Origin of the sequence: Paenibacillus sp. SYP-B3998 (assembly GCF_010820665.1) — a bacterium.
GTDB lineage: Bacteria > Bacillota > Bacilli > Paenibacillales > NBRC-103111 > Paenibacillus_E.
Genome location: NZ_JAAIKC010000005.1, coordinates 141,449 through 166,100, shown reverse-complemented (window position 1 = coordinate 166,100; position 24,652 = coordinate 141,449). Strand labels below are relative to the sequence as shown.

Sequence of the window (24,652 nt, the reverse complement as noted above, 5' to 3'; positions counted from 1 at the left end):
TTTTTAACATGATCGAACACCTCCGAATTTAATTACTTTTATTATACTTTTTTATTGTTATCAGACAGCTAGTGAAAGTTCTGTTATAGCTGAAGTCTACCAGTAACTAATTGAGTCCCACATAACGTGCAAAAACGCCTCCAAAACCACGGTGTACGTGGGGATGGCGGCGTTTTTGGGTAAGAGAATTCATGTAGAACCAAATTTATTGAGGATTTGTTGTCCAGATCCCCGCGTTTCTGATGAATACCCGCTGCGGAAGCTTCAAGGTTGCCAGAACAAGCTCAGCCACATCTTCCGCTTGCATCATACGATCCTCATCACCGATAGATAGACCTGCGTTTACCGCCAGTTCTGTATTCACCGTACTCGGCGTCAGAGCCGTAACCCGAATGTTAGATTTGCGAACCTCTTGCATGAGGGCTTCTGTCATCCCCAGGACGGCAAACTTCGAAGCGCAGTAAGCAGAACCTGTTGCAAAACCCCGCTCTCCTGCGGTTGAGGCAATATTAATAATATTTCCGCTGCTTTGAGCAATCATTATTGGCAAAACAGCACGAGTCACATAGTACGTTCCCATTAGATTCGTTTGAATAATGCGCTCCCATTGATCGGAATCCATGTCAACGAGTGTTCCGAATTGGGCAACGCCCGCATTGTTGAGCAAGATATCGATAGAGCCCATTTCCTGAATTAGCGCTTCGATGGCTTGCTCGACTTCATCTTTATTAGCAATATCAGCTGTCGCAATGTACACTTTGACGCCACATGTGCTCATGAGCGCTTGTTGAAGGGATTCTAGGTCAGCGCTACTTCTGGAAATTAGACCCAAATTTACGCCTTCTTTTGCTAATGCGATCGCAGTCGCTTTCCCGATGCCTTTTCCGGCACCTGTAATGATTGCTGTTTTATTGTGTAAATTCATATGAATCTCTCCTCATCATTCTATTTATGAAAGGCGTCCCCATCAGGATTCCCATTTACAACCTAAGATTACGCATACTATTATGGGCGGTCAAACGATTCATGCCTGATATTACACAAAAAATGTTAACCCAGCAACTTCTATACGATTTTCACCATATGAAAGTTTTGTAAAAGCAAGAAGAAACAACCCGACATTCTAACATACACAGTATAAAAAGTATACTAAGACACAAAAAAGTAAGTACTTGTTTATCAAACCATAAGGTCTAATATATAGTGAACGATAGATTTTTGATGAGAGTTTTTATTTTACTTATTATTTAGGAGGTTATTCCTGTTATGATACCTGTATCTATTTTAGATCTAGCTCCCGTCGTTGAAGGCGGAACGCCTAGAGATTCTTTTCATCGTTCGCTCGATTTGGCTCAACACGCTGAAAAATGGGGCTACCATCGCTACTGGCTGGCTGAGCACCACAATATGCCTGGCATTTCAAGCTCTGCCACTTCATTAATTATTGGTTATGTAGCTGGCGGGACAACGAAGATCCGCGTCGGATCCGGCGGTATCATGCTGCCTAATCACGCTCCTCTCGTTATTGCCGAGCAGTTCGGAACACTGGAATCGTTGTATCCGGGACGAATCGATCTGGGTTTGGGACGAGCTCCTGGCTCGGACCAGCCTGCCGCTAGGGCACTGCGCCGCGGCTTGACCAGTGATGGGCATGATTTCCCTGAGCTGCTTAGCGAATTGCGAGGCTATCTCAATCCGAGCCTAGGCACGGCCATACCGAATGTGCGAGCCGTTCCTGGGGAAGGCCTCGATATACCGATCTGGCTTCTTGGCTCCAGTGGCTTCAGCGCACAACTGGCCGGACAACTCGGCTTGCCCTTCGCCTTTGCCAGCCATTTCGCCCCTGACTATCTGCTGCCAGCTCTGGAGCTGTATCGCAGCAACTTCCGTCCTTCCGAAGCGTTGGCGAAGCCACACGCAATGGTGGGCATTAACATCATTGCAGCCGACACCGACGAACAAGCACGTTGGCTGGCTACTTCGCAGCAGCAGCAGTTCCTGAACATCGTCCGCGGTCGACCAGGCATGTTGAAACCTCCCGTGGACGACATGGAAGCCTTATGGAGCGAACAAGAAAAAGCGTACGTTCAAAAAAGCTTAAGCTTTTCTATCGTTGGAAGTAAAGAGACTATTCGCGCTAAGCTCCGTACGCTTCAGCAGCAAACTGCGGCTGACGAATGGATCATTGCTGGCCAAATATACGATCATGCGGCTCGCCTGAAATCGTATGAAATTGTCGCTGAATTGGTTAACGAAATCGAGGCTAATAAGTAAATCGCAAGCAATCCTCAGACTGAATCTGCTCTTTTGGATCAGCAGCTTTTTGCAATGAGAAAGGTTGGAAAGAATCATAATGAATTCGTCTCATGCTTTGCAGGGGAACGCCGCCGACAATGGACGTTTCCCCATCTCACTCTTCTCTTTAACCGTAGGCGCTTTCGCCATCGGGATGACCGAGTTTGTCATTATGGGCATTTTGCCTAACGTCGCCACAGACTTGAATGTCAGCATTTCACAAGCTGGACAGTTAATCACCAGCTATGCGTTAGGCGTTGCTTTTGGCGCCCCTATTCTAGCTATGCTTACGCATCGCCTGCCCCAAAAGCGCTTATTATGCCTGCTAATGGTTATTTTCATCCTCGGCAACCTCCTAGCCGTTGTTGCACCTAATTATGGCACGGTCATGATTGCCCGTTTAATTTCCGCACTTGCGCACGGGACCTTCTTCGGTGTGGGGTCTGTTATTGCCGCAAATCTTGTCAGGCCGGATAAACGAGCGAGCGCCGTATCGGTCATGATGGCTGGCCTGACCATTGCCAATATCATCGGTGTACCTCTAGGAACATTTATTGGTCAGCATTTGGGTTGGCGTGCGTCATTCGGTTCCGTAGTTATTATGGGTATTATTTCACTTATAGGTATCCTTATCTTCATTCCACATATTCAACAGAAAACGAATACAAGCCTACTACAGCAAGTCCGCGCTTTGGTGCAGCCCAAGCTGCTGCTTGTTCTACTTATTGGCGCCTTGGGATGCAGCAGCTTGTTTACCGTATTCACTTATATTGCACCTATCCTTATCGAAGTCACCGGTTTCTCTGAGCGCAGCGTGACGTGGATCTTAGTTTTATTCGGCTTTGGCGTTACACTTGGCAATATACTTGGCGGAAGGCTAGCCGACTGGAAGCTGATGCCTTCCTTACTCGTGAATCTTGCTGCCTTAGCCCTGATCCTTGCCGCATTTGCTTTCACTGATAAAATCCCTGTAGCTGCCATCATTACCCTCTTTGTCTGGGGTATCGCAGCCTTCGGCATTTTGCCAGGTATCCAGCTCCGTATCATGAACCTAGCCAAAGAAGCACCTGAGCTTGCAGCTACCTCCACGCATTCTGCGTTGAACCTAGGGAATGCAGGAGGCGCTTTTCTCGGAGGATGGGGCATTACGCATATTGGTCTCACGTCCTTACCTTGGATTGGTTCCATCTTGACCGCACTCGGGCTTATTCTTGCAATCATTCTCTATATGTATGAACGCAGAGCAAACATAAATTAAAGTTCAATCTAGCCCCATGAAGCCGTTTCCTTTTCATCAAGGGATCGGCTACATGGGTTTTTTGAATTATTTAGATCCCTACTTCTCCTTTTCCTCCATTTTCGCCTCCTTGTGCAGCAGCACAAATCAACTCCCATTTTTTTAGAGTGTATCCTATACAAAGCGCAGCAAAAGTTTGTTATATTTATTACATACTAAATCAGTAGGAATTAGCGGGGCACCCTATGGAGAACACACCCTTCACTGTAACAAGCTTGCTGCAAATCCCTCTCTTCCGCGGAGCAGAAGTCATCGGTGGTAAAAATGGCCTGTCGAATGAGATTTTATATGTAGACAATATGGAAATGCCCGACCTTACGGGTTGGCTTCGACCAAACGAGCTGATTCTAACTACCGGCTATTCGTTTCGACACGAGCCCTCTATGCTCGGTCGGCTTCTCGATGAGATGCATCGTGTGGGCGGATCTGCGGTTGGTATCAAAACGAAGCGATTTCTACACGAAGTACCCTCTGAAGCGGTTCAGAAAAGTAACCTATACAATATCCCACTGTTCGATATCCCGCTTGACATTCCTTTTATGGATATGACCCACTCCATTATGGATCATATCCTCCAACGGCAAGCTTATATGTTGCGGGAGGTACAAGAGGTTAATCAACAATTTACGAACATGGTGCTAAATCGGCACTTTGCCGAACTGGTTGTGTTAATTGGCAAACTTCTTGTTTGCGAAGTTGCTGTGTTGAATCGAGACGGCGATATGGAAAGCAGCACCTCTTCATTCCACCCAAAAAACACCGTCGAAACACGCGAGGTTCGTGTTGGCAACCGAATATGGGGCTCACTCGCCATTACACGGGAACTTGCCGACAGCGAGCATTTTGAACGGATGTGTCTGGAGCATGCAGTCATGGTGTTGGGGATTGAGTTTACCATTCGCCAGTCTCAGCAACTGCACCGTACGCGGGAACAAGAATTATTTCTTGTAGAACTCCTGTCCGGAACGCGCCAACAAGAAAACTTACTGCACTACCGAGCTCAGCAGCTAGGCATGCCTTCGGGAAAATATCTCTATGTGATCGCCATTGAAGCCTTTGGTTCAATGGAAATTACCTCAGAGGAAGCAACTAGGCTCTATACCTCCCTAACCGATACCATTAACCAACACGGCAACCATGCACGCCAAGCTGTAGCGATTAACGGCTGCCTTCTCATTCTTTGTACCACCAACAGCGAGGAACAAAGTTCACTACAACGAGTCATTGAATCGTATGTCAAGGAACTCAATCAGCAGGCTGAAGAGCTCGTTGCCGATGTTACGCTCAAGTGTGGCGTAGGGGCAACACGCGAACGTTGGGTTGATCTTCATGCCAGTTGTGTGGAGGCACAAAAGGCTTTGGCCCTTGGCGGGCAAAGCTTGCCTAAACGAACCGTCGTCCATTTTCATGACATCTGGGTGGAACACTTCCTTCTGGATGTATCGGATCATCCGGTTTTGGCCCAGCTATATCAAGAGCTTATCGAACCTCTAGCACGTTATGACCTTGAGGCGGGTACTAATTTGCTGTCTACACTTGAATCTTTTTTGAGAATGGGCAATACGAAGCAAGTTGCTGAAGAGATGTTCATTCACCGCAACTCTGTGTTATATCGACTGGAACGGGTTACTGAAATTTTACAAACCAATATCCATGATGCGGAAACCCGGTTTCGACTAGACTTAGCCATTCGCTATGGCAAGGCACGACAGATGAAGCAAACCCATTTTTTGCAGGAAAAAGAGGAGGATTACAAATGACGTTAACGAACCAACGTATTGTTATCATCGGTGGAAGCTCCGGTATTGGACTGGCTACGGCCCAACAAGCGCTACAGCAAGGAGCCTCTCTTATTATTGCCGGCCGTTCCCAGGAGAAGCTTGAACTCGCCAAAGAGCGTCTAGCTAGCGATGCTGTGGAAATCTATCAATTGGATAACCAAAACGAAGATCAGCTGAAAGCCTTTTTTGAACATGTGGGTGAGTTCGATCACTTGTTTACGCCTGGCGCCTCCTATGTCAGAGGACCCATTACCTCTGATGCCGACATTGCGCATAGCTGCTTTAAGGGCAAATTCTGGCCCCAATACAATGCGGCCAAATATGCCGTCCCTTACCTCTCACGCAACGGGTCGATCGTTCTCATGTCAGGCGCGTTCGGGCAACGCCCGCTTAGTGACGGAGCTTCGTATGCAGCTTGCAACGGCGCTATCGAAAGCCTCGGCAAAGCGCTCGCGGTTGAGCTTGCACCCGTAAGAGTGAATGTCGTTTCCCCCGGAACGATCCTCACCAATTTCAATTGGGAGGGAGCTAGTGCAGCGAAACGACTAGAAGCCTATCATGCCTACAACGATATGTGTCTGCTCGGTAGAGTCGGCACGGCTGCGGAAGCGGCGCACACCGTCCTTTACTTAATGACAAATGGGTACACGACTGGCAGTACACTATTCCCAGATGGCGGATACATCCTGCGATAGTCGCTGTTAGTTACCTCTGACATCCTACTTTCCACAAATAAAAATCCCTCACCAGCCATATTGGCTAGTGGGGGATTCTCATTTTATTTATACCCGCGAATAAAGTCGATCGCCTTGGCAATATCACGCTCCGGGTTTTCTTTGACTTCCCGTTCGATGGTTAAATAGCCAGTATAGCCAATATCTTTCAAAGCTGCGAAGTAACGTGCGAAATCGACATGTCCTTCGCCTAAAGCAAGCTCGCGGTACGTCGCTCCAGAAGCGGCATCCTCGGCAATGCGTTCATGGCTCATAGGCTCGTAGCCTAAGCCTCCATATACCTCGCGCGCGTCCACTTCCCTTAGACGAATGCCGTCTTTCACGTGCGTATGAACAATGTAATTCTTCAACGTGTATACGCCCTGCACGGGATCGTCGCCTGTAACCATAACCATGTTCGCTGGATCAAAATTAACGGAGACCCCGTCCGTACTAAGCGAATCGAGGAATTGTTTCAGATGTGCAGCTCTTTCAGGCCCTGTTTCGACCGCGAAATAGGCGCCCATACTCTTAGCGTACACGCCAAGCTCCTCACAAGCACGTTGCATCGTTTCGTAAATCGGATCATTTACCTGCTCAGGCACAACACCAATATGCGTCGTTACGACCTTCGTACCGAGCTCGACGGCCAGATCCAGTATGCGCTTGGACGTCTCAATTTTCAGGGGATTTGCCTGCTGATCCTGAAAGCCATGACCAGCGAGATCGCCGCAAAGCGCCGAGATATCAAGCCCTAGCGAGGCCACGTAAGCCTTCAATTCCTTCCGCGTCGCAGCGGATAAATTCGAGGGTTCCATCTCTCCTTTGACTGCGTAGATCTGAACGCCGTCAGCGCCCAGCTCCTTGGCTTTCTTCAGTCCCTCATACAAGCCTAATTTCAGGCTGTCGACCATAATACCAATTGGATTAACTAGCTTCATTTCATCGCCTCCTACACGCTTAATTACAGATAGCTATTCGATTTTAGATTTCATCCCACATACGTCTGACATTGCTCAAACCGATCTTCGTACCATTTTTACATTCTTCGAGGCCTTCAAATTCAAGTGAAATATAACCATCGTAGCCGGAACCTTTAACCTGGCGAAGCACTTCCCTCATGTCGATATCTCCATGACCGAAGATGGCCCCACGTAAATAGTTGCCGCTTGTGCTCTTAAACCAGCCTTCTCCCGGGTTCAAATAAGAGGGACGACGGTAAAAGTCTTTCACATGCACCATAGATGCGTATGGCAAGTTTTTCTTGACTGCAGCAACAGGATCCTCATCAACGCACAGGAAGTTGCCGACATCTAACGTAGTGCGGAAGTTAGGGCGATCTACCGCTTGAATCAGAGCTTGCACCCGATCACTGGCTTGTACGAAATAACCGTGGTTTTCAATACTCGTCACGATGTCGTATTGCGCGGCATAATCGGCAATTTGTCTAGCTGCCTCCGTCAAACGATCTAATTCGCGATGAAAGTTCTGGATCGAAGTGTCCTTGCTTGTTGCGACATCATGACGCATCAGCTTCACGCCTAATCTGGCTGCAAGATCAACTTCCGCCTTGACTCGAGCGATCTCCTGCTCGTAAGCCTCTTTCGTCTCCGTAGCAAAATTAGCCCCAATCGCATAATTCGATACATCGATTCCACGCGACTTCGCTTTGCTGCGAATGGCGTCGGCTAACTCCGGCTTGCCTGCCAATTCGAAGCCAACTGGCACAATCTCAATATGCTCGCCTCCATGATCGGCAACCCAATCGATAACACCCAAAATATCTAGTTCCCCAGACTGCAAAGCACCGTACAAGCTATATGAACTGACGCCTAGTTTCATCCTTTTCGCCCTCATCTTCCTTATGATGGATTATTTATAGCTGAATTTCCGTCCCTTTGGCTGCTGACTCATAAATGGCGCATAGGATTTTCATCATCGTCAGCCCATCCTCAACTGGACTGATCGGCGTGCTCCCTGTTCGGCAGCAGGAGACGAAGTGGCTCACTTCGTTATAGAATGCTTCGTCAATATTGATCGATTTATTGTCAGTTTGAGGCGTTATATTCAAGATCGTGTCATGCTTTTCTGTAACGAGCAACAGTTCCGGCTCCAGCTCAACACCGCCTTGATCCCCGTATAATTTCACCGAAATCTCATCCTTCTTCGCATGCAGCGTAAAGCTCACATCTACAAGCAAGGATGCACCATTCTCGAAACGAATCAACGCGTTGGCCATATCCTCGACACCATTCACACTTGGGTCGTAGTCCGCAGCTTGATAGAAGGAAAGATTGCGAATATGAGCGCGATTACCTAACTTCTTATAGGTATTTCCACTGACAGACACTGGCTTGGGTCTCCCCATCAAATACCAGCACACATCGATAACGTGGACGCCTAGATCAATAAGCGGCCCGCCACCAGAACGTTCCTTGTCAGCAAACCAGCCCCCTGGATTGCCCAGCCTGCGTATACAGGAGGCTTTTGCATAATAGACTTCTCCCAGCTCCCCATTATTGATGAAGCGCTTCACGAGCTGCGCGTTCGTATCGTAACGGCGTACGAAGCCCACTTGCAGCGTCTTGCCAGTTTCACGTACAGCGGCTTCAATTTGAAGCGCTTCCTCGACAGTGCGGCACAACGGTTTCTCGACCAAAACATGCTTGCCTGCATGCAAAGCAGCAATGCTGATCTCCGCATGCGAGTTGTTCCATGTACAAATGCTAACAGCTTCTATTTCTGGATTCGCTAAGAGATCCTTGTAATTTGTATAAACATGCGACGCTCCGTACTGCTTCGCTTTTTCTTCCGCACGCTCTTGATTTAAATCGCAAACCGCAAATACTTCCACTTCTTCTAGCTTCTGATAGGATTTCAAGTGCATGTCGGATATCGATCCGAGGCCAATAATGCCGATTTTACTTTTTTTTACGATCATGAGTGACACATCCTCGTAGTAAAGTTGCGATAATGAACATTCGCATTATACAATCAGAATACCACGCACCTTCTAGGAGGTAGAATACCCATTATGACCACTTACATGGACTATACGATCAGTTCCAAACCGATCCGTATTATTGATCGCACGACAGATAAAAGCAAGCTTAACATCAAATCACTCGCCATGATCTCCGTTGGTCATCTGCCTAATCGTAAGCTGTATAGACGCACAGCCAGCTTTCAGCATTATGCGCTTGTCTACATCGCCGGTGGCTCGGGCACCTATCGGATTAATAACGGAGAACAGATGAAGGTCGGAAAAGGCAGCTTCTTTTTCTTCTTCCCTGGTGCAGTCTTTGACTATGGACCTGCTCATAACGAGACCTGGGACGAATTCTATTTCACCGTTGAAGGGTCCCGCCTTCAAGAATGGCTTGATACCTGGCTAACTGAACTGGATAAAGTTCACCAAATAGGTACCGATGACGCGCAGCAAAGTAAAATCGACCGCATTTTCATGCTCATGGAAAGCGGCGATCCCGCCAATCTGGACCGAGCTGCTTTACTTCTGGAATCCTTCTTGTATGAGCTCGTCCTAAGCAGCCAACCGCGGCTTCGCGAACCCTCCGCAGACCCTATGACCAAGTTGTTGGATGATATTTCCGCTTCTATACACCACCCGTTTGATGCGGCTGAGGTTTGCGAGCGCCATCATATTTCGTTGTCCACACTACGTCGGATGATTCACAAAGCGACAGGCTATTCGCTCAATGAATATGTCCATCGCCTCAAAATCTCAGAAGCCAAAAATATGCTGCTCAACACCCATCAATCCGTGAAGGAAACCGCGGTATCGCTTGGGTTTAAAGATGTTTTCTACTTTTCCCGGCTGTTCAAAAAATACGTAGGCGTTTCACCCCAGCATTTCCGTACCGACGTCTAAAAAGACAGCAAAGAACCCATCCTCACCACTTGGTGAGCTGGGCTCTCAGCCTGACCTTTTAAATTAAACGTAAGTGTATCTTCATACAAAAGTCTGCTTATACCACGCTGCTGCTGCGCCAACTTCTGAGTGTGTAAGCTGATGCCCAGCCCGTTCCCAATGAACAACAACGGGTGCGCCTGCATCGCTTAACAGCTTCTGAAGTTCCTCCGTCTCTTGGGGAGGACAAATCGGATCATTTTCGCCAGCGCCAAGGAAAATCGGTACAGCAGAGAGATCAGGCAGCTGCACGCCGCGCCGCGGCACCATCGGGTGATGGAGGATCGCTCCCCGCAGCGCGCCCGGATAATGGAATAAGAGGCTGCCGGCAATATTAGCGCCGTTCGAGTACCCGATGGCTACGAGGTTATGACGATCAAAACCATGCTCTTCAGCGGCTTGATCAAGGAACTCATTCAATTCTTGGGTGCGAAAGAGCAGATCCTCCTCATCGAAGATGCCCTCTGCCAATCGACGAAAAAATCGCGGCATGCCATTTTCAAGCACATTACCTCTGACACTCAGCACAGACGAGGATGGCGCAACGGTTTGCGCTAGCGGCAAAAGATCCTGCTCGGTGCCTCCCGTTCCGTGAAAAAGTACAAGCACAGGCGCACTAGAATCTGAACCTTGCTGGAAGATGTGCTTCATGATTTGCCCGCCTCCAATACACGCACTTGAATGGGAGGCAAATTACTTTCAATTTGCGAACGATTGCCTTCAAACCATTCCGGCAGCATCAATTTCTCACCAAGCGCTTCTGGTTGCTCATCCCGCGAGAACCCTGGAGGATCCGTCGCAATCTCGAACAATATACCGCCTTCCTCGCGGAAATAAATCGCATTGAAGTACTGGCGATCCACAATCGGTGTTGGATGGAAGCCATGATTCGTGACGTGACTTCTCCACAGCGCGTGCTCCGCGTCATCTTTGGCACGCCAGGCAATATGATGCACCGTACCGGCGCCGCCGACGCCACTCGCCATTGGAGAAACATTCAAATCAATCATGTTCCCTAAGTCACCAGTAGATTTAAAGCGGGCATAGGCCCCTTCTTGCCCTACTTTCTGAAGTCCCATCACCTGCTTGAGCAAGTGAGCTGTTTGTGTGGGATCTGTACTGTAGAGCACTGCTCCTCCGAAACCTTTAATCGCTCTATCAACCGGTACACCGCCGAAAGACCACTGACTCCTAGGACCTTCCTCACGCTCAACAATCTCAAGCTGAAGGCCGTCGCGATCTGCAAATTGAAGATACGTTTCCGAGAATCTCGTAACTTTTTCAAAAGGAATATTAAACTGTGCTAACCGTTCTTCCCAAAACGATAAGCTGCCTGTAGGGACAACATAAGAAGTAATCCCTACTTGACCACCGCCAATGCGTCCTTTACGAGAATGGGCCCAAGGGAAAAAGGTAATAATGGTGCCCGGACTTCCCAGCTCATTCCCGAAATACAGGTGATATACTTCTGGCGCATCGAAATTAATCGTTTTTTTAATCATTCGCAGTCCAAGAACACCCGCATAAAAGTCAACGGTTTCCTGCGCATTTTGCACAAAAGCTGTGATATGGTGGATTCCTGCTGTCTGCTGTTCTGTCATCTTATCCATCTCCTTATTAATTGATTTATCTTTAATCAGTTCAATAATTAAAATGAGTTATAGCTAACAAACTCACGAACAGGCTTCCTGTAGCCGCGTGGGCGTTGGCTGGATGTATCCTCTCTACCAATTGTGATAAGAAGGGCAGGGACATGGGATTCTGGGATATTCAATGCAGAACGCACTGCTTCCGGATCAAAACCGATCATGGGACAAGTATCCCATCCTTTTTCTTTAGCAATCAGCATCAAGAGCATAGCGGAAAGACTAGCGTTGCGAATCGCTTCTTCCCGCTTGAATCCATCGCCTCTTCCTTCATAGAAGCTCACGACCGAATCAACAGTCATGTCATATTCCTGTTTGCTAATGACGCCTAACGCCAGAAGTCCTTCGTTGATGCGACCTACTTCTTTGTAAGCATCCTTATTTCCCAGCACAACAATCACGGCTGATGCGGTTTGAACTTTGTATTGTTTGTTAGCAGCCTCATAGAGTTGGTTCTTAAGGTCTGGATTTTTGACGACGACATAGTGCGCATGCTGCAAATTAAAAGCAGATGGGGCGAACTTCACAAGGTTGAATATTTCGTCCAATTCTTCATCCAGTATGTCCACACCAGGATGAAATTTATTAGCAGATCTACGTGCTTTTAAAAGTGAAATAAGATTAAGCTCGTTAAGTTCGTTCGTATTGTTTGTCATGATTATTCCTCCAAATTAAGTATCTTCAATTTAAGATATAGGTCAGAAACCATTGTAATTGATTTCCCTCTGCGGGGTAAACTACTTAAAAGCATCCTGCGCGAATTTGCCGAGCTTCTTGAGCAGCTCACTGGCGACTCTCTTCTCTTCGGACGTAAGACCAGCTACAGCCTGATCAATGACATCGATATGCTTGGGAAATGCGTCTTCGATGAATTGCCTGCCTTTATCCGTAATCTCAGCATAAATGAGACGCCTGTCTTCAGTCGACGTTCTGCGAGACACGAATTGCTTCTGCTCCAACTTATCGACGACATACGTAATGTTGCCGCTGCTCATAAGCACCTTGCAACCAATTTGTTGAATCGGCTGAGCCCCTTTGTGATAGAGCAGCTCAAGAACTCCAAATTCAGTTCGATTCAGCCCATGCTTGCGAATATCCTGATCCGCATGCGCATTTACCCATTGGCTCGCTCTGGAAAGGGCAATAAAGAGATTTAATGAGTCATCTTTCGAATTCGCCATCCTGTTCACCTCTTTCTACTTGCTTTTGTTTATGTTTAAATCTTAATTTGTTAACTCTTAATTTAAAGATACTTTAATTGTAGATAAATGTCAACCCAAAATTCTTATCGCATATATGACTTAGCTCGCAACCTGCATAAACCTACTTGCCGATAGCGTCAACATACAAGAAAAACCCAGCCGACAACGGCCAGATTCATTAGAATGTTATTAAAAACCAATCTCTATACAGGGAAAAGGAGGGCTGAGATACATGCGGAATTAAAATTCCTGCAAATTCCTACTACCTCACTATATTGCGCTTAGCTAAGATAATAATGATAGCTTGCGGGATAAACAGCCAGATCCCTGATGCGGGCATTAACACGCAACCAATAATGGCGAAAAGGAGTATGTACCACCCGAATATAGCTGGCAGCGCTTGATTGTATGCTAACAGATACTTGTGAAACGCATGCCCGAGAATCATCCAAAAGAAGCCGATGGATAGGAACCAAAATATGTAGTTCCGATCAGGCTGATTAGTCACCGAATTAAACAATCCATCTTGCGCCATAAGACCCAGTACATCCCAACCCGCGATAAAACCAACAACATTATGGATGATTCCTGTTGCAATCATATATATACCGCTATATTTCCAAATCCGCATCGCAGATCACCTCCGAATTTCTTTCGTTTGATGAATCGTTTTCGTTTTTTTGAAAAGGTACCATCCACCCAAGCCATACATAGCCCCGATTGCAATCGCTATACTCGAATATAGTGTCTCAGTAGCATTCACAGAATGAAGAGCAGCATGCGCGATCCATTCTCCAAACCCCCGTAGGAAATAAATGATAGCAATGCCATAAATCACGTTTTGCTTAAAAGGAAGCTTGATACGTTCATCTTCCGCATAGATCGCGTAGATGCCAAATAGGGCAAATATAATAGCCACGAATGCTGTTAATAAATAAGGCAGCGAACTGTGAAGCGCTGATAATTGGCCCATGGGCTCTGAGACACCCGTTACTCGGAACATTTCCTTCGCCCAGAATAATCCCGCAATATGCAGTAGGGAAATGACCAGATTGCAATAACCGCCGAGCTTTAATAAGCTTCTCACTGTATGTTCCTCCTCAAATAATGGATGTAAAAATACGTATACGTATGTTTTGTTTACAGAAAAACCTTTTAAATCAAATTTAAAAGGCGCTAGGACATCTGTGTGATGAAGTTAATAAACGCATCAGCCAACTGGGTTGTCTTCAATGCCGGATTCCTGCTGCTCCGGTCGATCCAACCGAGGAATGTAAAGTAACTAATCTCCGCTCGCACTTTGGATTCAGCGGGAGGAAGGCCCATTTCGTTGAACAACCTTTCAATGTACTGCACACGCTCTTGCTCAATCTCCTTCACTCGCTCCGCAATCTGTTCATCTTGATTGGCCCAGGCGAGTATGGCTGACTGCAATCTGATCGTATGCGAGAAACTTCCGTACACCAATGCCTGAAATTGTTCTTTAGCAGACATGCCGCTGTTCTCCATCTCACGAATGACCTCTCTGGTTAAGTGCACTTCCCAATAGAAAAACATCGCTTCAAGCAACTCGGCACGGTCTCTGAAATAGTGATAAAAGCTTCCCTTGCTGATTTTTAGTTTTCGAGCGATGGCTTCAATTTTGACGGAAGCAATCCCCGATTGCGATAACGTCTCTAGTCCCGCTCTAATCCAATCGTCACTCGTTAGCTGCATGCTTCTCACTCACCTCTAAAACATACGTCATCGTATGTTGCAATCATACATCATCCTGCACCCAAAAATCAACACAAGTTTCCCCCCATCACATATTTGGCCATGAGTTCGGATAAATTCCTTTTTATACTATCCAAAAGCTCTGGTGGATTTTCCACCGTCACTTCATTGCCTAAGCCAATGAAAAACTTTGCAAAAAACTGAATGTCACTCTTCCGAATGTTACCTTCAAGCCAACCAGTTCCATCCTGCCGAATATGAAGCTTGGGTACCGGCCAAGGCTCAGCCTCGCACGCTTGGACACCCTCTTTTGTCAGTTCCGCAAAAAGTGTAACATACTCCTGCTCCACCAGACTATTCAAGTCTCTATTTTCAAGGTCAAGATGCCGAAGATCCATCGGTTTTAATGCCGAATGAACAACAGAATGTATTCGGTCACACCGAAACACACGAATATCATCGTTCTGGCAACAATAGGCAGGACAGTACCATAGACCGTTCCTTGTATAGATTCCAATTGGTTGTATCTCCCGATTTGATCGTTTTTCTCGAGATTCGTAATCTATGAGTAAGACTTTTTGCTGTATGGCTGCGTCGAGCAAGATGGATAAATAGGGAGAACTGATTTGCCTGGTAGGAGTTACAAAATCAACACGGTTCTTCATTTGATCAATACGATCCCGGATGTCTTGTGGCATATAATAATAAAATTTGCTCAATGCCGAAGAAGATTCCGTTTCAAAAGGAAGGGATGAATAGTGACGAAGTGCATGAATCGCAAAAAATATGGCGATGGCTTCTTCCTCGGAGAAGGCAATAGGAGGCAGGATCCTTTCCTTCAACACTCGGTAACCACCATGAGGTCCCACTTCAGAATATAAGGGCACCCCTAATTCACTCAATTCTTGTAAATCCCTTAATATCGTTCTTTGTGAAACGCCAAACTCTCGAGAAAGTTCCTTGACTGTAAACTTACGTTTTTGGTTGACGGTCATCATTAATTCCATAATTCTTTTTGATTTAGACATGGCTATGCTCCATTTTTTAATTATGACAATATCTGTCACTATTATCTGTTATAGTTGATATGAAATCAAGTTGAATATTATCCAGAAGCAAACGGAGGAAATGGCATGCTTAATTCTCAGGACAATCTTTTGACAACAAGACAATATTTCAAATCAGGTAATATTAGACTCTCTTACCTTGACTTTGGTGGAGAGAGTCAAAATGTATTACTCATGTTACATGGACATATGAATGATGCAAGAACATTTTCAGAATTAGCGTCTAAATTCAAAGATTGGCGAGTTATTGGTTTAGACCAACGTGGTCATGGTTGGAGTGAACATTCTCCTGAAGCGGATTACTCAAGAGAAAGCTACATGAAAGATATTCTTAACTTTATTCGTGTAGAGCTGGGCGGACAACCTGTAACTATATTGGGCCATTCTTTAGGCGGAGTAAACGCTTATCAGTTTGCCTCTCGCTACCCTGAATTTGTCAAAGCTGTTATTGTGGAAGACGTTGGTGTAGAAATTAACTCTGACCTATCCTTTGCTGAGAAGCTCCCCAAACGTTCATCTTCATTAGAGGAACTGAGAGAATCACTTGAACGTGCAGGACTTAAAGCCATCAATTATTTTTCAGAAAGCGTGTTTAAGGATGAAGAAGGTTGGGGATTTCGTTCTGATTTAAAAGGGATGAGAATTTCTCAACAAAACGTAAATGGGATTTGGTGGGAAGACTGGCTATCTTCATCTTGTCCTATTTTGCTTATTCATGGTAAAAAAAGCTTCATATTAGACTTGAGCCAAGCCGAACTTATGGTATCACGAAGACCAAACACAAAACTTGAAGTTTTTGAAGAATGCGGTCACGGTGTCCATTCTGATAACCTAAACGGTTTTTATCAAGTTGTAAAAAAATTCCTCGATGAGCTAATTTAAAGCACCTTGTATCTTCAACGTCCATCCTGTCAAAACAGCTTACTACGCTAGGCGTCAAAAAAAGGTGCCCCTCGTCATTGACAATGACTGATGGGGCAACCCTTTATTGGCAGGATCTTAAGCTGCTGCGCCGTAGATACGAACTACGAACCGAAAGCTTACTGAGCGTAATGTCTAAAGTTTACGCTGACACGGTTCGAGCCTACTTCTAGAATGTGCAGAGCAGCTCCATTAGCGGTTGGAAGCACGGCAATCCCTTGAGCTTCTGTGCCGCTAGGCAAGTTACGGTCAAACGCAACCGCCACGTTACCTGTATCGGGATCGATTGTTAAGACGGATTTCGTGCTGTTGTCAGAAGATGCATACAAGAGACCATTATACATTTCCGCGCCCTGAATACGATCAATGCTTTGTGTCAGTGGAACTGTCTTAATCAGCTGCATATCAGCAAGACTGAACACATTAAGGACAGTGGCATTGCTCCATTGTGCTGTATAGACTTGGCCACGCTGCGCATCGACAGCTACCCAAGGTACACCGCCTTTGTGCAGGTTTAATGGAAGTGCATAGGACGTGCCTGTATATTTCAGTGTTTGTGCATCAAAGAGAGCGATGAAAGGATGCTCGTAATGCTCACTGTCTTCAATAGGAGCGTAAATTTTACCGTTGTAATAACTAATGTCGCCAATGTGGTTGCCGCCTAGGTTAGAGATTTCCGAAGGAATGGCTCCGGTATTTCTCGCCTGAACACTCTTGCCATCAACACTAGTGCGCAACAAGCCAAAGTTGGAGTTGAAAATAAAGCCGCTTCCGTCTGATGTGACCCCTTGCCCTCGCTCAAGCGCATCAAGCACCCAAAAAGTTTGGCTAGAAGTCTGGTGCCACGTAGAAGCAGTAACAGAAACTGCAGGAGCAACCGAAGCCTGATCTGTTGCTTGCGCCGCAGACGCTACACCTGTTAGGGAACCTAGCAACATTGTACCTACTGCGAGCATTGAAAGTTTCTTAACCATTTTCATAATTCATTCCTCCTTAGAATTTTGCTTCATCTGACTCTTCTATAGCGTAAGGCTTTTAGCTCATTTGCTATTGAACAAAACGCGTAAATCATTGAACAAAAGTATCCTCTTTTGTTTAGTTTTCATAAATGCTCCCTAACCGTGAGTTCATTCGCATACTGCATCGGCGTGATGCCCGTGAAACGTTTAAAAAGTCTCGTAAAATGACCCTGATCAGCGAATCCCGCTAGGCTGGCGATTGCTTTCAAGCTGTCTTTGCCGGATTGCAGAAGAACTTTGGAGCGTTCTACCCGCATGCGGATAAAATATTGATGGGGGGTGTACCCGGTTTGCTTTTTAAAGAGACGAATCAAATGGGGCGAGCTCACATTAGCTACCGATGCTAATTGGGTAAGGGCAATTTCCGTATCGAGATTCTCCCGCATATACTGAATGACTTCAGCTATTTGCTGATAGGTAGACCCACCAGGGAGCGCGGCTGGACGAACGCTTGAAGAATAATACTGGAGTAAATGAAGGACTGTCATCGTCGCCAAGGACTCACGGTACATACTGCTGTTGACCCCCCCACTTTTAACCTCTTCCAGCATCCAAGTGCCAAGCTGCCATAACTTAGCGTCCTGCAAGCAAACCTTATATTGGATTTCCACCGCTCCTGGTAAGCCGAATCCAGACTCGTAAGCAATCTGATCCATAAATGAGGGGACGATTTCGATGATAAACAGAGAAAAACCATGGCTTATGTACCTATATGGATAACCATGAGGACAAATTTGGATATCTCCGCCTCCGGATGAGCCGTTGGAGCAGCCATAAATGGTTACAACTTGATTAGTATCTATGACTTCATCGTCCATCAAATGTGGGGGAACGCTCTGCCATTTGGAGAAGCGAACATGATCCCACCCCAGCCCTTCGCTAGAAAAAACAGGTTGCTTCAAATCCATCACCCTATTTACTCAGACATCCCATCCATTACTTCTGAATGAGTTTCAGGATATGTTCCCATCTGTGATCATGGCTTTCATCTCTGTACAGGGGACGAAAGCCCAGTTTCCAGTAAACGCGAATCGCAGGAAGCCGGAAATCATCTGTTTCCAGTACGGCCTCGGTCCTATGTTCAGCCTGCATACGATGCAGCGCTGCGAGCGTCGCGGCATAACCGAGACCTCGGCCCGCAAACTCAGGCAGGGCTCCAACCATGTGCAGATATCCCACTTGACTGCCCGGCATCAGCTCCGTCTCCCATGCCGTTGCGGTGGCTACAGGCTGCATCCCAAAGCAAATGAACAGCACACGCTCAGCTTGATAGTATGGCAGACCGCCTATCTTAGCTTGAAAAGCGATACTTCTTTGAAAAGAAAGCTGAATGATATGTTCCCATACGGCTGTGTCACTTAGTTCAAAATGGCGGAGGCTATACCCCCGCGGAAGCTCAAGATCTGGTAGGTTATCTAAGTCTGCCTTAAGCATAACCAGCTTCGATAAGGATTCGTTCACGCGTTCACGCCTCTCAATCCTTCGACTTGAAATTCGGGAATAACATGGACTTACCGCCAGCTGCTACCGATTCCGTCGATAAAGCAAATACGGAGCTCCAAGTCACTGCATCATAAACATCAACCTTCGGAGCACGCTGTTCCCGAATAGCAGAGACAAACTCCACATAAACGAGGAAGTCGCCGCCGCCATGCCTGAATTGGGATGCTTCATGACCCCATTCCTGCCATAATGGATGATCGAACCGCGGCTGATAACTGCTAAGAGACTCCCACACAGCTGTTTGGCCATCCGCTTCTTTAGGAGATAAACCATTCAACCATATCCAGTCTGCTTCTTGTTCGTGGCGGCCTGATAGATAAGCGCCTTCCGTCCCCTGCACGACATAATGCGTAGGATTGGGAGGTCGCGCAGACGTCCAATCGACCCGTAAGGTAAGCAATACGTCGTTCTGTGTCTGGATGACGACGACAGAGGAGTCGCCTTGCCGCCAGTAGCCATTTTGCGCGGCAGGATGCTCGCTTCCATGGTGCTCATGGAAGTAATTTTGCAGCGATTTGGCTGGAGACGCGAAGCCAGTCAATTGCTTCAACCGATCGCCTCCTCCCGCTTTATCCGCGTTAAGCCAATGCGCAAGAGGGCCTAATGAATGGGTTGGATAATTCATGCCATTGTAGGTCTGATGCAGCTGTCCTCGCCAGGTTAACGAACCGTCCGGCTGTGCAATCAAGTGACGGCAATCATGGATGTAACCACCCTCCATGTAGGTGAGCTTCCCCATATGTCCCTGTTCGATCAGATGGCCAATCGTCAATACGGAGCGAGAGAAGCAGTAGTTTTCGGCCATCATATAGCAGAGGCCCGATCTTTCCACAGCCTCTATGAGTTCCCACGCTTCCTCCAAAGTCTGAATAGCTAGAACCTCACTCAGCACATGCTTCCCAGCTTGCAAAGCTTCAATCGATTGCCGCGCATGAAAAGCCATCGGACTAGCGATATACACCGCTTCAATGCTTTCATCCTCCAGCATGCGCCAATAGTCCAAATACGTTTTAACGCCGGGATAATGGCTCTCCCATGCTTGCAATAAATCTTCATTTACATCACAAATTGCCACCAATTCGATCTGATCGGCCATAACTTGAAGCACCTGGTCCAAGCGGCTGCCCCGATTGCCTCCAACGATAGCGAGCCGAAGCGGTTGAATCTGCATGACGTGATTCCTCCTATCTGCTAGCTTCGTCAACAATCGAATACCCTTGCTTCGTCCGAACGGACAAGCTCAAGGAGAACTCATCTCCTGCGGCAGGCGCATAGGGTTCATAGAAAGGCATGTGTCGGCTAACGATGTCCGCCCATTCCTTTACTTTCTCGTCTTCCAGCTGGACAAGTTCAACATCAACCTGCCCATTTTGAATCGTGATGAGGCGAAATGCAGGCATATCTAAGGGAGCCGCCGTCTGAACGTAATACCAGCCCGCCTCTTCAACAATAGAATTGATATGATTATGGCCGTTAAAATACAAACCAGTTCCGTTATGCTGATTCAGAATGGACCGCAGATCAACGGACTCATGCAGCGACATCATCGTTTCTTGTGAACGAGCTGTTGTCCCGTATATCGGATGATGGGCAAACACCAGCAGCGGCTTATCGGGATGCTGACGCACAGCATTTTCAAGCCATGCCAGCTGCTCGTCTTCCATAAACCCGCTCCAATCCGTTACCGTTTCACGCGCCGTATCCAGCAGGATGAGGTTAGCCTCATCTGCTTCGATCAAGCCGTATGGCTCCTGTCCTGTCGCCGCCAGCACCTCCGCCTTAGCATTGGTGTAGGTGTCATGATTACCCATGACGTGAATGAACCGGACACGTTCACCACAGCTCTGAACTTTATTAAACACATAAGCAAACTCCGACAACTCTCCCACATTAGTCAAATCTCCAATGGAAATGTGAAAGTCCGCTTCCGTTTGCAAAAATGCCGTTAACAGATGCTCAAAGAAAGCATCGCGCGCTTTCAGCACCTCTGGGCGGTTAATGACCACCGATGGATAATGAAGATCTCCAATCAACGCAATTTTCATCTGAATATGCCTCCTGTCTGCTAGCCCTTAATACCTGAATGCATGAAACTGCTGATAAACTGCCGCTGAAACAACATAAATCCGATGAAAATTGGCGCTACGACTAGTAATGTGGCCGCGCATACCTCCGTCCACTGTCCGCCAGACTCCGATGATTTGGCGAAAAGCGCTAACCCGACCGTAAGCGGGCGATTGTTCACTGAGTTCGTCACAATGAGCGGCCACAAGAAATTATTCCAGTGGTAGCTGACCGAAACAACAGCGAAGGAAACATAAACTGGCCGTGACAACGGCACATAAATCCGCCATAGCGTCCCCATCCGAGAGCATCCTTCAACGCGCGCCGCTTCCTCCAGCTCATAAGGGATCTGCTTGAAAGCCTGCCGCAGCAAAAAGATGCCAAACGAAGAAGCAAAATAAGGCAGCATAATGCCCAGCTTCGTATCCAGCAAGCCAATCTCTTTCAGCACGTGATAATTGGAAAAAATAAGGACATCTGGTGGTACCATAATTTGCACCAAAAAAAGGATGAATACGATATCGCGTCCGACAAACCGAACGCGAGCAAAAGCGTAAGCGGCTAGTGTCAAACTAATCAGTTGCACACCAAGCACGCCGCTTGTGATGATAAACGTATTCAGATAATACTGTCCGAATGGCGCAGCGTGCCATACCGTTATAAAATTATCCAAGGTCCAATCCCACGACCAATGGAAACCTAACGCAGCGTCTTTGGGACGAAAAGCTGTCCAGGCTACCCAAGCCATAGGAATTAACCACAAAAGGCCAAGCGCATACATAATCGTATGCCATAACGCTTTTGCGATCATTGGGCCTGCATTTGAGGCAGTAGGTGTTCGTAATGCCGCAGGCTTGCGGCGGCTTTGCGTTCCCTTGCGCCCAAGCTGCACCTCGATCTGATGATTCATTCTATTCCTCCTAACGTTTTCCGAGGGAAATCGCAAAATCCATAACCGATTCTTAATCGTAATGGATTTTGCGATCCAGCCCGAAAAATTGCAGCGATGATACGATCAGCAGCAGCACGACTAAAACGACCGTCATCGCCGCTCCCATTCCTTGGTCATAATAACTAAACGCGGTATCGTAGATGTAATAAAGAAGCAAACTGCTGGCGTTATCTGGCCCCCCTTTTGTCATGATCCAAAGGTGATCGACCAGCTTGAAGGCATTCGTAACGGCAACGACGGCAACGAACAGCGTGGTTGGCATGGTGAGCGGAATTGTGATGCGCCACAACACTTTCATCCTACTAACGCCGTCCACAGCGGCAGATTCGTATAAATCCTTAGGTATTTGCTGCAAAGCGGCTAAATAGAAAAGCATGAAATAGCCCGCTTCCTTCCAAATGATCATTACGATCATTGCACCCATAACCGTCCCCGGTTGGCCGAGCAAACTTACCTCTCGTTGACTAAACCAAGAAGCTAGATGGGCCAGCAAGCCAAACTTGGGCGTATAGAGAAACAACCAAATATTAGCTACAGCAATCATAGGAATCATATTTGGATAGAAATAAGCGAATCGAATGAATCCCCGCCCCCGGATAACCTTATCAGCGAATAATGCCATGATAAAAGCAAGCGCCATCGAAGTCGGTACCGTACCAAGGGCAAACCAGAGATTGTTAATAAACACTTTGATAAACACGGGATCTTCCAGCATCGCGGCGTAGTTGCCCAAACCGTTAAAGACTGGAACTGGCGTCGCCAAATCCTTCTGATACAGGCTAAGCCATACGGTCTTCAAGATCGGATAATAGGTGAACAGGCCCAGGATGAGCAGTGAAGGGAGCAGCAAGCCCCAGCCCCAGCCATTACGCTTTATCCTCTCGCCCCAAATCGCATTCATAGCGGCATTCTCTCCTTCCTTGAAAGCCATGCCCACCACAGATGCGGTATTCGCGCAGGAGCGATGGGTCATGACATTCATTAGCAGTCGTTGTTACTTATTGAAAGGAGCTAGTGCGCGTTCCGCTTCTTCCTGAGCTTTCTTCAAGGCTCCTGCCGGATCAATCGTTCCCGCCAACACCGCTTGAATCTGGTTCGTCAAAGCCGTAGATACCTTGCCATGATTATGTGTGGACAGCTCCGCATGAGCATATTCAAGCTGATCGCGAGCGACAAGCGCTTGCGGAAAGCTCGCTGCGTATTTCTTCATCGTCTCTGTATCGAAAGCCGATTTACGCACACCGACGTAACCTGTGCCAACGCTGAATTGTGCGGCTTGTTCCGGTTCTGTCATGAACTTCGCGAACTCCCAAGCTGCCGCTTGTTTCTTCGGCTCCGTATCTTTGAAAATATATAAGTTACCGCCGCCCGTCGGTGAACCAAACTGTTTCTTCATCGGTGGGAAAGCAACCCCGAAATCAAATTTTGCGTTGTTTTTTACATTCGTCAGGTTACCGCTCGTATGCACCATCATCGCTGTTTTACCTTGGATGAAATCGGTCGGCACCGTTGCCCAATCGATAATACCTTCTGCCATGACCTTATGCTTGCGGGACAGATCCAACCAGAATTGTAGAGCTTCCACATTCTCTGGCTGGTCGAATAAGACTTTCTTCCCGTCAGAGGACATGAGATTCACCTTAGGATCGGTATGGTTCTGCAGCGCAAAGAGTTGAAGCATCCAATAGGAATCATCATTTCCCGGGATTTCCAGACCTGCATGTCCATCTCTTTTCAGCTTTTTCGCATAGTCGATTAGATCATCCCACGTTTTCGGCGGCTTCTCGGGATCGAGTCCAGCTTCCTTGAACATTTGCTTGTTGTAATACAAAACAATCGTGCTGCGTTGGAACGGCAGGCTATAGGTTTTACCGCCAGTTTGCGTATCCTCGACGAAAGCTGGATAGAAATCTTTCACGTTGATGCTGGGGTCTTTCGCAATAAAATCATCCAGCGGGATAATTGCGTTGGAATCCAGCATCGAGTACAGTTCCGTCGACATCATAACGGCTATATCGGGCGGTTGCTTCGCTTGAATGCCAGACTGAATTTTGATCGTATTGTCCCCGTAGTTCCCTGTGTAGACAGGCTTCACCTTGATGTTCGGATGAGACTCCATGAACTTGTTCGTCATGCTGTCAATCACTTTCATGACTGGACCGCCGACGTTAACAGGGTAATAAAAGGTTAATTCCACAGGCTCGCTCGCCGCTTTGGCGCTTGCCGCAGATGTTGCAGCAGCAGAGGGGGAAGCCGAACTAGGACTAGCCGTTGAACTTGTACCTGCCGTTTGGCCGCAGCCTGCTAGAAGCGTGAGTCCAGCGGTAGGCAGCAGGATCCATTTTAAGTGCTTTCTCATGGGTCGTTTCTCTCCTTTTTCTATCTCGCATCGGAATGATTTCGCCTTTCAGGATTAGTATAAATGGCGGGTGTCTGCTTGGACATGACCGACTTTGACCGATTGTTTATCTTGATAGCGGACAGTATCCCGCAGAGGCGGAATTATATCGTGCAAATAAAGGAGCAGTAAATATATGCGGTTATTAGC

The 24,652-nt window shown here is 47.1% G+C and carries 26 protein-coding genes; 6 read left to right on the top strand and 20 right to left on the bottom strand.

The features are described from left to right. Positions 1-205: 205 nt before the first annotated feature. Positions 206-925: a 3-ketoacyl-ACP reductase gene (locus GK047_RS15460; RefSeq protein ID WP_163948310.1), complete on the bottom strand. Its 720-nt coding sequence runs from the start codon at positions 923-925 to the stop codon at positions 206-208. A gap of 341 nt (positions 926-1,266) precedes the next feature. Here GK047_RS15460 and GK047_RS15455 point away from each other — a divergent pair, with 341 nt between their 5' ends. The 4 genes from GK047_RS15455 (at position 1,267) to GK047_RS15440 (ending at position 6,068) form a co-directional block, all read left to right on the top strand. After that, the gene (locus GK047_RS15455) at positions 1,267-2,274 is read left to right on the top strand and encodes an LLM class flavin-dependent oxidoreductase (protein WP_163948308.1); all 1,008 of its coding nucleotides are present in this window, start codon (positions 1,267-1,269) and stop codon (positions 2,272-2,274) included. 79 nt (positions 2,275-2,353) lie between these two features. Beyond that, positions 2,354-3,553, top strand: coding sequence for an MFS transporter (locus GK047_RS15450; RefSeq protein ID WP_163948306.1), 1,200 nt, complete (start codon positions 2,354-2,356; stop codon positions 3,551-3,553). Between the two features lie 224 nt (positions 3,554-3,777). Next, complete coding sequence (locus tag GK047_RS15445; protein WP_163948304.1) at positions 3,778-5,352, top strand: PucR family transcriptional regulator; 1,575 nt, start codon at positions 3,778-3,780, stop codon at positions 5,350-5,352. Then, the gene (locus GK047_RS15440) at positions 5,349-6,068 is read left to right on the top strand and encodes an SDR family oxidoreductase (RefSeq protein ID WP_163948301.1); all 720 of its coding nucleotides are present in this window, start codon (positions 5,349-5,351) and stop codon (positions 6,066-6,068) included. Before GK047_RS15445 ends, GK047_RS15440 begins: the two co-directional genes overlap by 4 nt. 83 nt (positions 6,069-6,151) lie before the next feature. On the opposite strand, the gene GK047_RS15435 is transcribed toward GK047_RS15440, so the two are convergent. Genes GK047_RS15435 through GK047_RS15425 form a run of 3 tightly spaced genes read right to left on the bottom strand, consistent with a single transcriptional unit; the run spans position 6,152 to position 9,027 of the window. After that, positions 6,152-7,027, bottom strand: coding sequence for a sugar phosphate isomerase/epimerase family protein (locus tag GK047_RS15435; protein WP_163948299.1), 876 nt, complete (start codon positions 7,025-7,027; stop codon positions 6,152-6,154). A gap of 43 nt (positions 7,028-7,070) precedes the next feature. Beyond that, positions 7,071-7,928 (bottom strand): sugar phosphate isomerase/epimerase family protein, encoded by an 858-nt coding sequence (locus GK047_RS15430; protein ID WP_163948296.1) that lies wholly within the window; start codon positions 7,926-7,928, stop codon positions 7,071-7,073. A 34-nt stretch (positions 7,929-7,962) separates the two neighbouring features. Next, on the bottom strand, positions 7,963-9,027 hold the full coding sequence (locus tag GK047_RS15425) for a Gfo/Idh/MocA family protein (protein WP_163948293.1): 1,065 nt from the start codon (positions 9,025-9,027) through the stop codon (positions 7,963-7,965). A 93-nt stretch (positions 9,028-9,120) separates the two neighbouring features. Between GK047_RS15425 and GK047_RS15420 the strand changes: the two genes are divergently transcribed. After that, positions 9,121-9,975 carry a helix-turn-helix transcriptional regulator gene (locus GK047_RS15420; RefSeq protein ID WP_163948290.1) on the top strand — a complete coding sequence of 285 codons (855 nt, stop codon included), beginning with the start codon at positions 9,121-9,123 and terminating at the stop codon, positions 9,973-9,975. Positions 9,976-10,056: 81 nt separating this feature from the next. Here GK047_RS15420 and GK047_RS15415 read toward each other — a convergent pair whose 3' ends face one another. From GK047_RS15415 to GK047_RS15380, 8 genes are all read right to left on the bottom strand, one after another. After that, a complete protein-coding gene (locus GK047_RS15415) occupies positions 10,057-10,665 on the bottom strand; it encodes an alpha/beta hydrolase (protein ID WP_163948287.1) in 609 nt (202 codons plus the stop codon). Beyond that, positions 10,662-11,615: a ring-cleaving dioxygenase gene (locus tag GK047_RS15410; protein WP_163948285.1), complete on the bottom strand. Its 954-nt coding sequence runs from the start codon at positions 11,613-11,615 to the stop codon at positions 10,662-10,664. Before GK047_RS15410 ends, GK047_RS15415 begins: the two co-directional genes overlap by 4 nt. A gap of 47 nt (positions 11,616-11,662) precedes the next feature. Further along, positions 11,663-12,316, bottom strand: a complete 654-nt coding sequence (locus GK047_RS15405; RefSeq protein ID WP_163948282.1) for a nitroreductase family protein — start codon at positions 12,314-12,316, stop codon at positions 11,663-11,665. 81 nt (positions 12,317-12,397) lie between these two features. Continuing rightward, complete coding sequence (locus GK047_RS15400; RefSeq protein ID WP_163948278.1) at positions 12,398-12,841, bottom strand: MarR family winged helix-turn-helix transcriptional regulator; 444 nt, start codon at positions 12,839-12,841, stop codon at positions 12,398-12,400. A 283-nt stretch (positions 12,842-13,124) separates the two neighbouring features. After that, positions 13,125-13,493: a DUF6463 family protein gene (locus GK047_RS15395; RefSeq protein WP_163948274.1), complete on the bottom strand. Its 369-nt coding sequence runs from the start codon at positions 13,491-13,493 to the stop codon at positions 13,125-13,127. A gap of 6 nt (positions 13,494-13,499) precedes the next feature. Further along, a complete protein-coding gene (locus tag GK047_RS15390; RefSeq protein WP_163948271.1) occupies positions 13,500-13,949 on the bottom strand; it encodes a hypothetical protein in 450 nt (149 codons plus the stop codon). An 89-nt stretch (positions 13,950-14,038) separates the two neighbouring features. Further along, positions 14,039-14,578, bottom strand: coding sequence for a TetR/AcrR family transcriptional regulator (locus GK047_RS15385; RefSeq protein ID WP_163948269.1), 540 nt, complete (start codon positions 14,576-14,578; stop codon positions 14,039-14,041). A gap of 68 nt (positions 14,579-14,646) precedes the next feature. Next, complete coding sequence (locus GK047_RS15380) at positions 14,647-15,606, bottom strand: helix-turn-helix transcriptional regulator (protein ID WP_163948266.1); 960 nt, start codon at positions 15,604-15,606, stop codon at positions 14,647-14,649. Positions 15,607-15,711: 105 nt separating this feature from the next. Between GK047_RS15380 and GK047_RS15375 the strand changes: the two genes are divergently transcribed. Further along, positions 15,712-16,527 carry an alpha/beta fold hydrolase gene (locus tag GK047_RS15375; protein WP_163948263.1) on the top strand — a complete coding sequence of 272 codons (816 nt, stop codon included), beginning with the start codon at positions 15,712-15,714 and terminating at the stop codon, positions 16,525-16,527. Positions 16,528-16,685: 158 nt separating this feature from the next. Here the strand turns inward: GK047_RS15375 and GK047_RS15370 are convergent, their stop codons facing one another. From GK047_RS15370 to GK047_RS15335, 8 genes are all read right to left on the bottom strand, one after another. Continuing rightward, complete coding sequence (locus tag GK047_RS15370; RefSeq protein ID WP_163948260.1) at positions 16,686-17,546, bottom strand: DUF6923 family protein; 861 nt, start codon at positions 17,544-17,546, stop codon at positions 16,686-16,688. Between the two features lie 122 nt (positions 17,547-17,668). Beyond that, entirely contained in the window at positions 17,669-18,493 is an 825-nt protein-coding gene (locus GK047_RS15365) for an AraC family transcriptional regulator (protein ID WP_163948257.1), read from the bottom strand. Between the two features lie 28 nt (positions 18,494-18,521). Further along, complete coding sequence (locus GK047_RS30190; protein WP_163948253.1) at positions 18,522-19,046, bottom strand: GNAT family N-acetyltransferase; 525 nt, start codon at positions 19,044-19,046, stop codon at positions 18,522-18,524. A gap of 13 nt (positions 19,047-19,059) precedes the next feature. Then, positions 19,060-20,259 (bottom strand): Gfo/Idh/MocA family protein, encoded by a 1,200-nt coding sequence (locus GK047_RS15355; RefSeq protein ID WP_163948251.1) that lies wholly within the window; start codon positions 20,257-20,259, stop codon positions 19,060-19,062. Positions 20,260-20,272: 13 nt separating this feature from the next. After that, positions 20,273-21,133 carry a metallophosphoesterase family protein gene (locus tag GK047_RS15350; protein WP_163948248.1) on the bottom strand — a complete coding sequence of 287 codons (861 nt, stop codon included), beginning with the start codon at positions 21,131-21,133 and terminating at the stop codon, positions 20,273-20,275. A 20-nt stretch (positions 21,134-21,153) separates the two neighbouring features. Further along, entirely contained in the window at positions 21,154-21,963 is an 810-nt protein-coding gene (locus GK047_RS15345) for a carbohydrate ABC transporter permease (protein ID WP_163948860.1), read from the bottom strand. A gap of 151 nt (positions 21,964-22,114) precedes the next feature. Further along, on the bottom strand, positions 22,115-23,005 hold the full coding sequence (locus GK047_RS15340; protein WP_163948856.1) for a carbohydrate ABC transporter permease: 891 nt from the start codon (positions 23,003-23,005) through the stop codon (positions 22,115-22,117). A 93-nt stretch (positions 23,006-23,098) separates the two neighbouring features. Then, a complete protein-coding gene (locus tag GK047_RS15335; protein WP_163948246.1) occupies positions 23,099-24,463 on the bottom strand; it encodes an ABC transporter substrate-binding protein in 1,365 nt (454 codons plus the stop codon). Between the last annotated feature and the right edge of the window lie 189 nt (positions 24,464-24,652).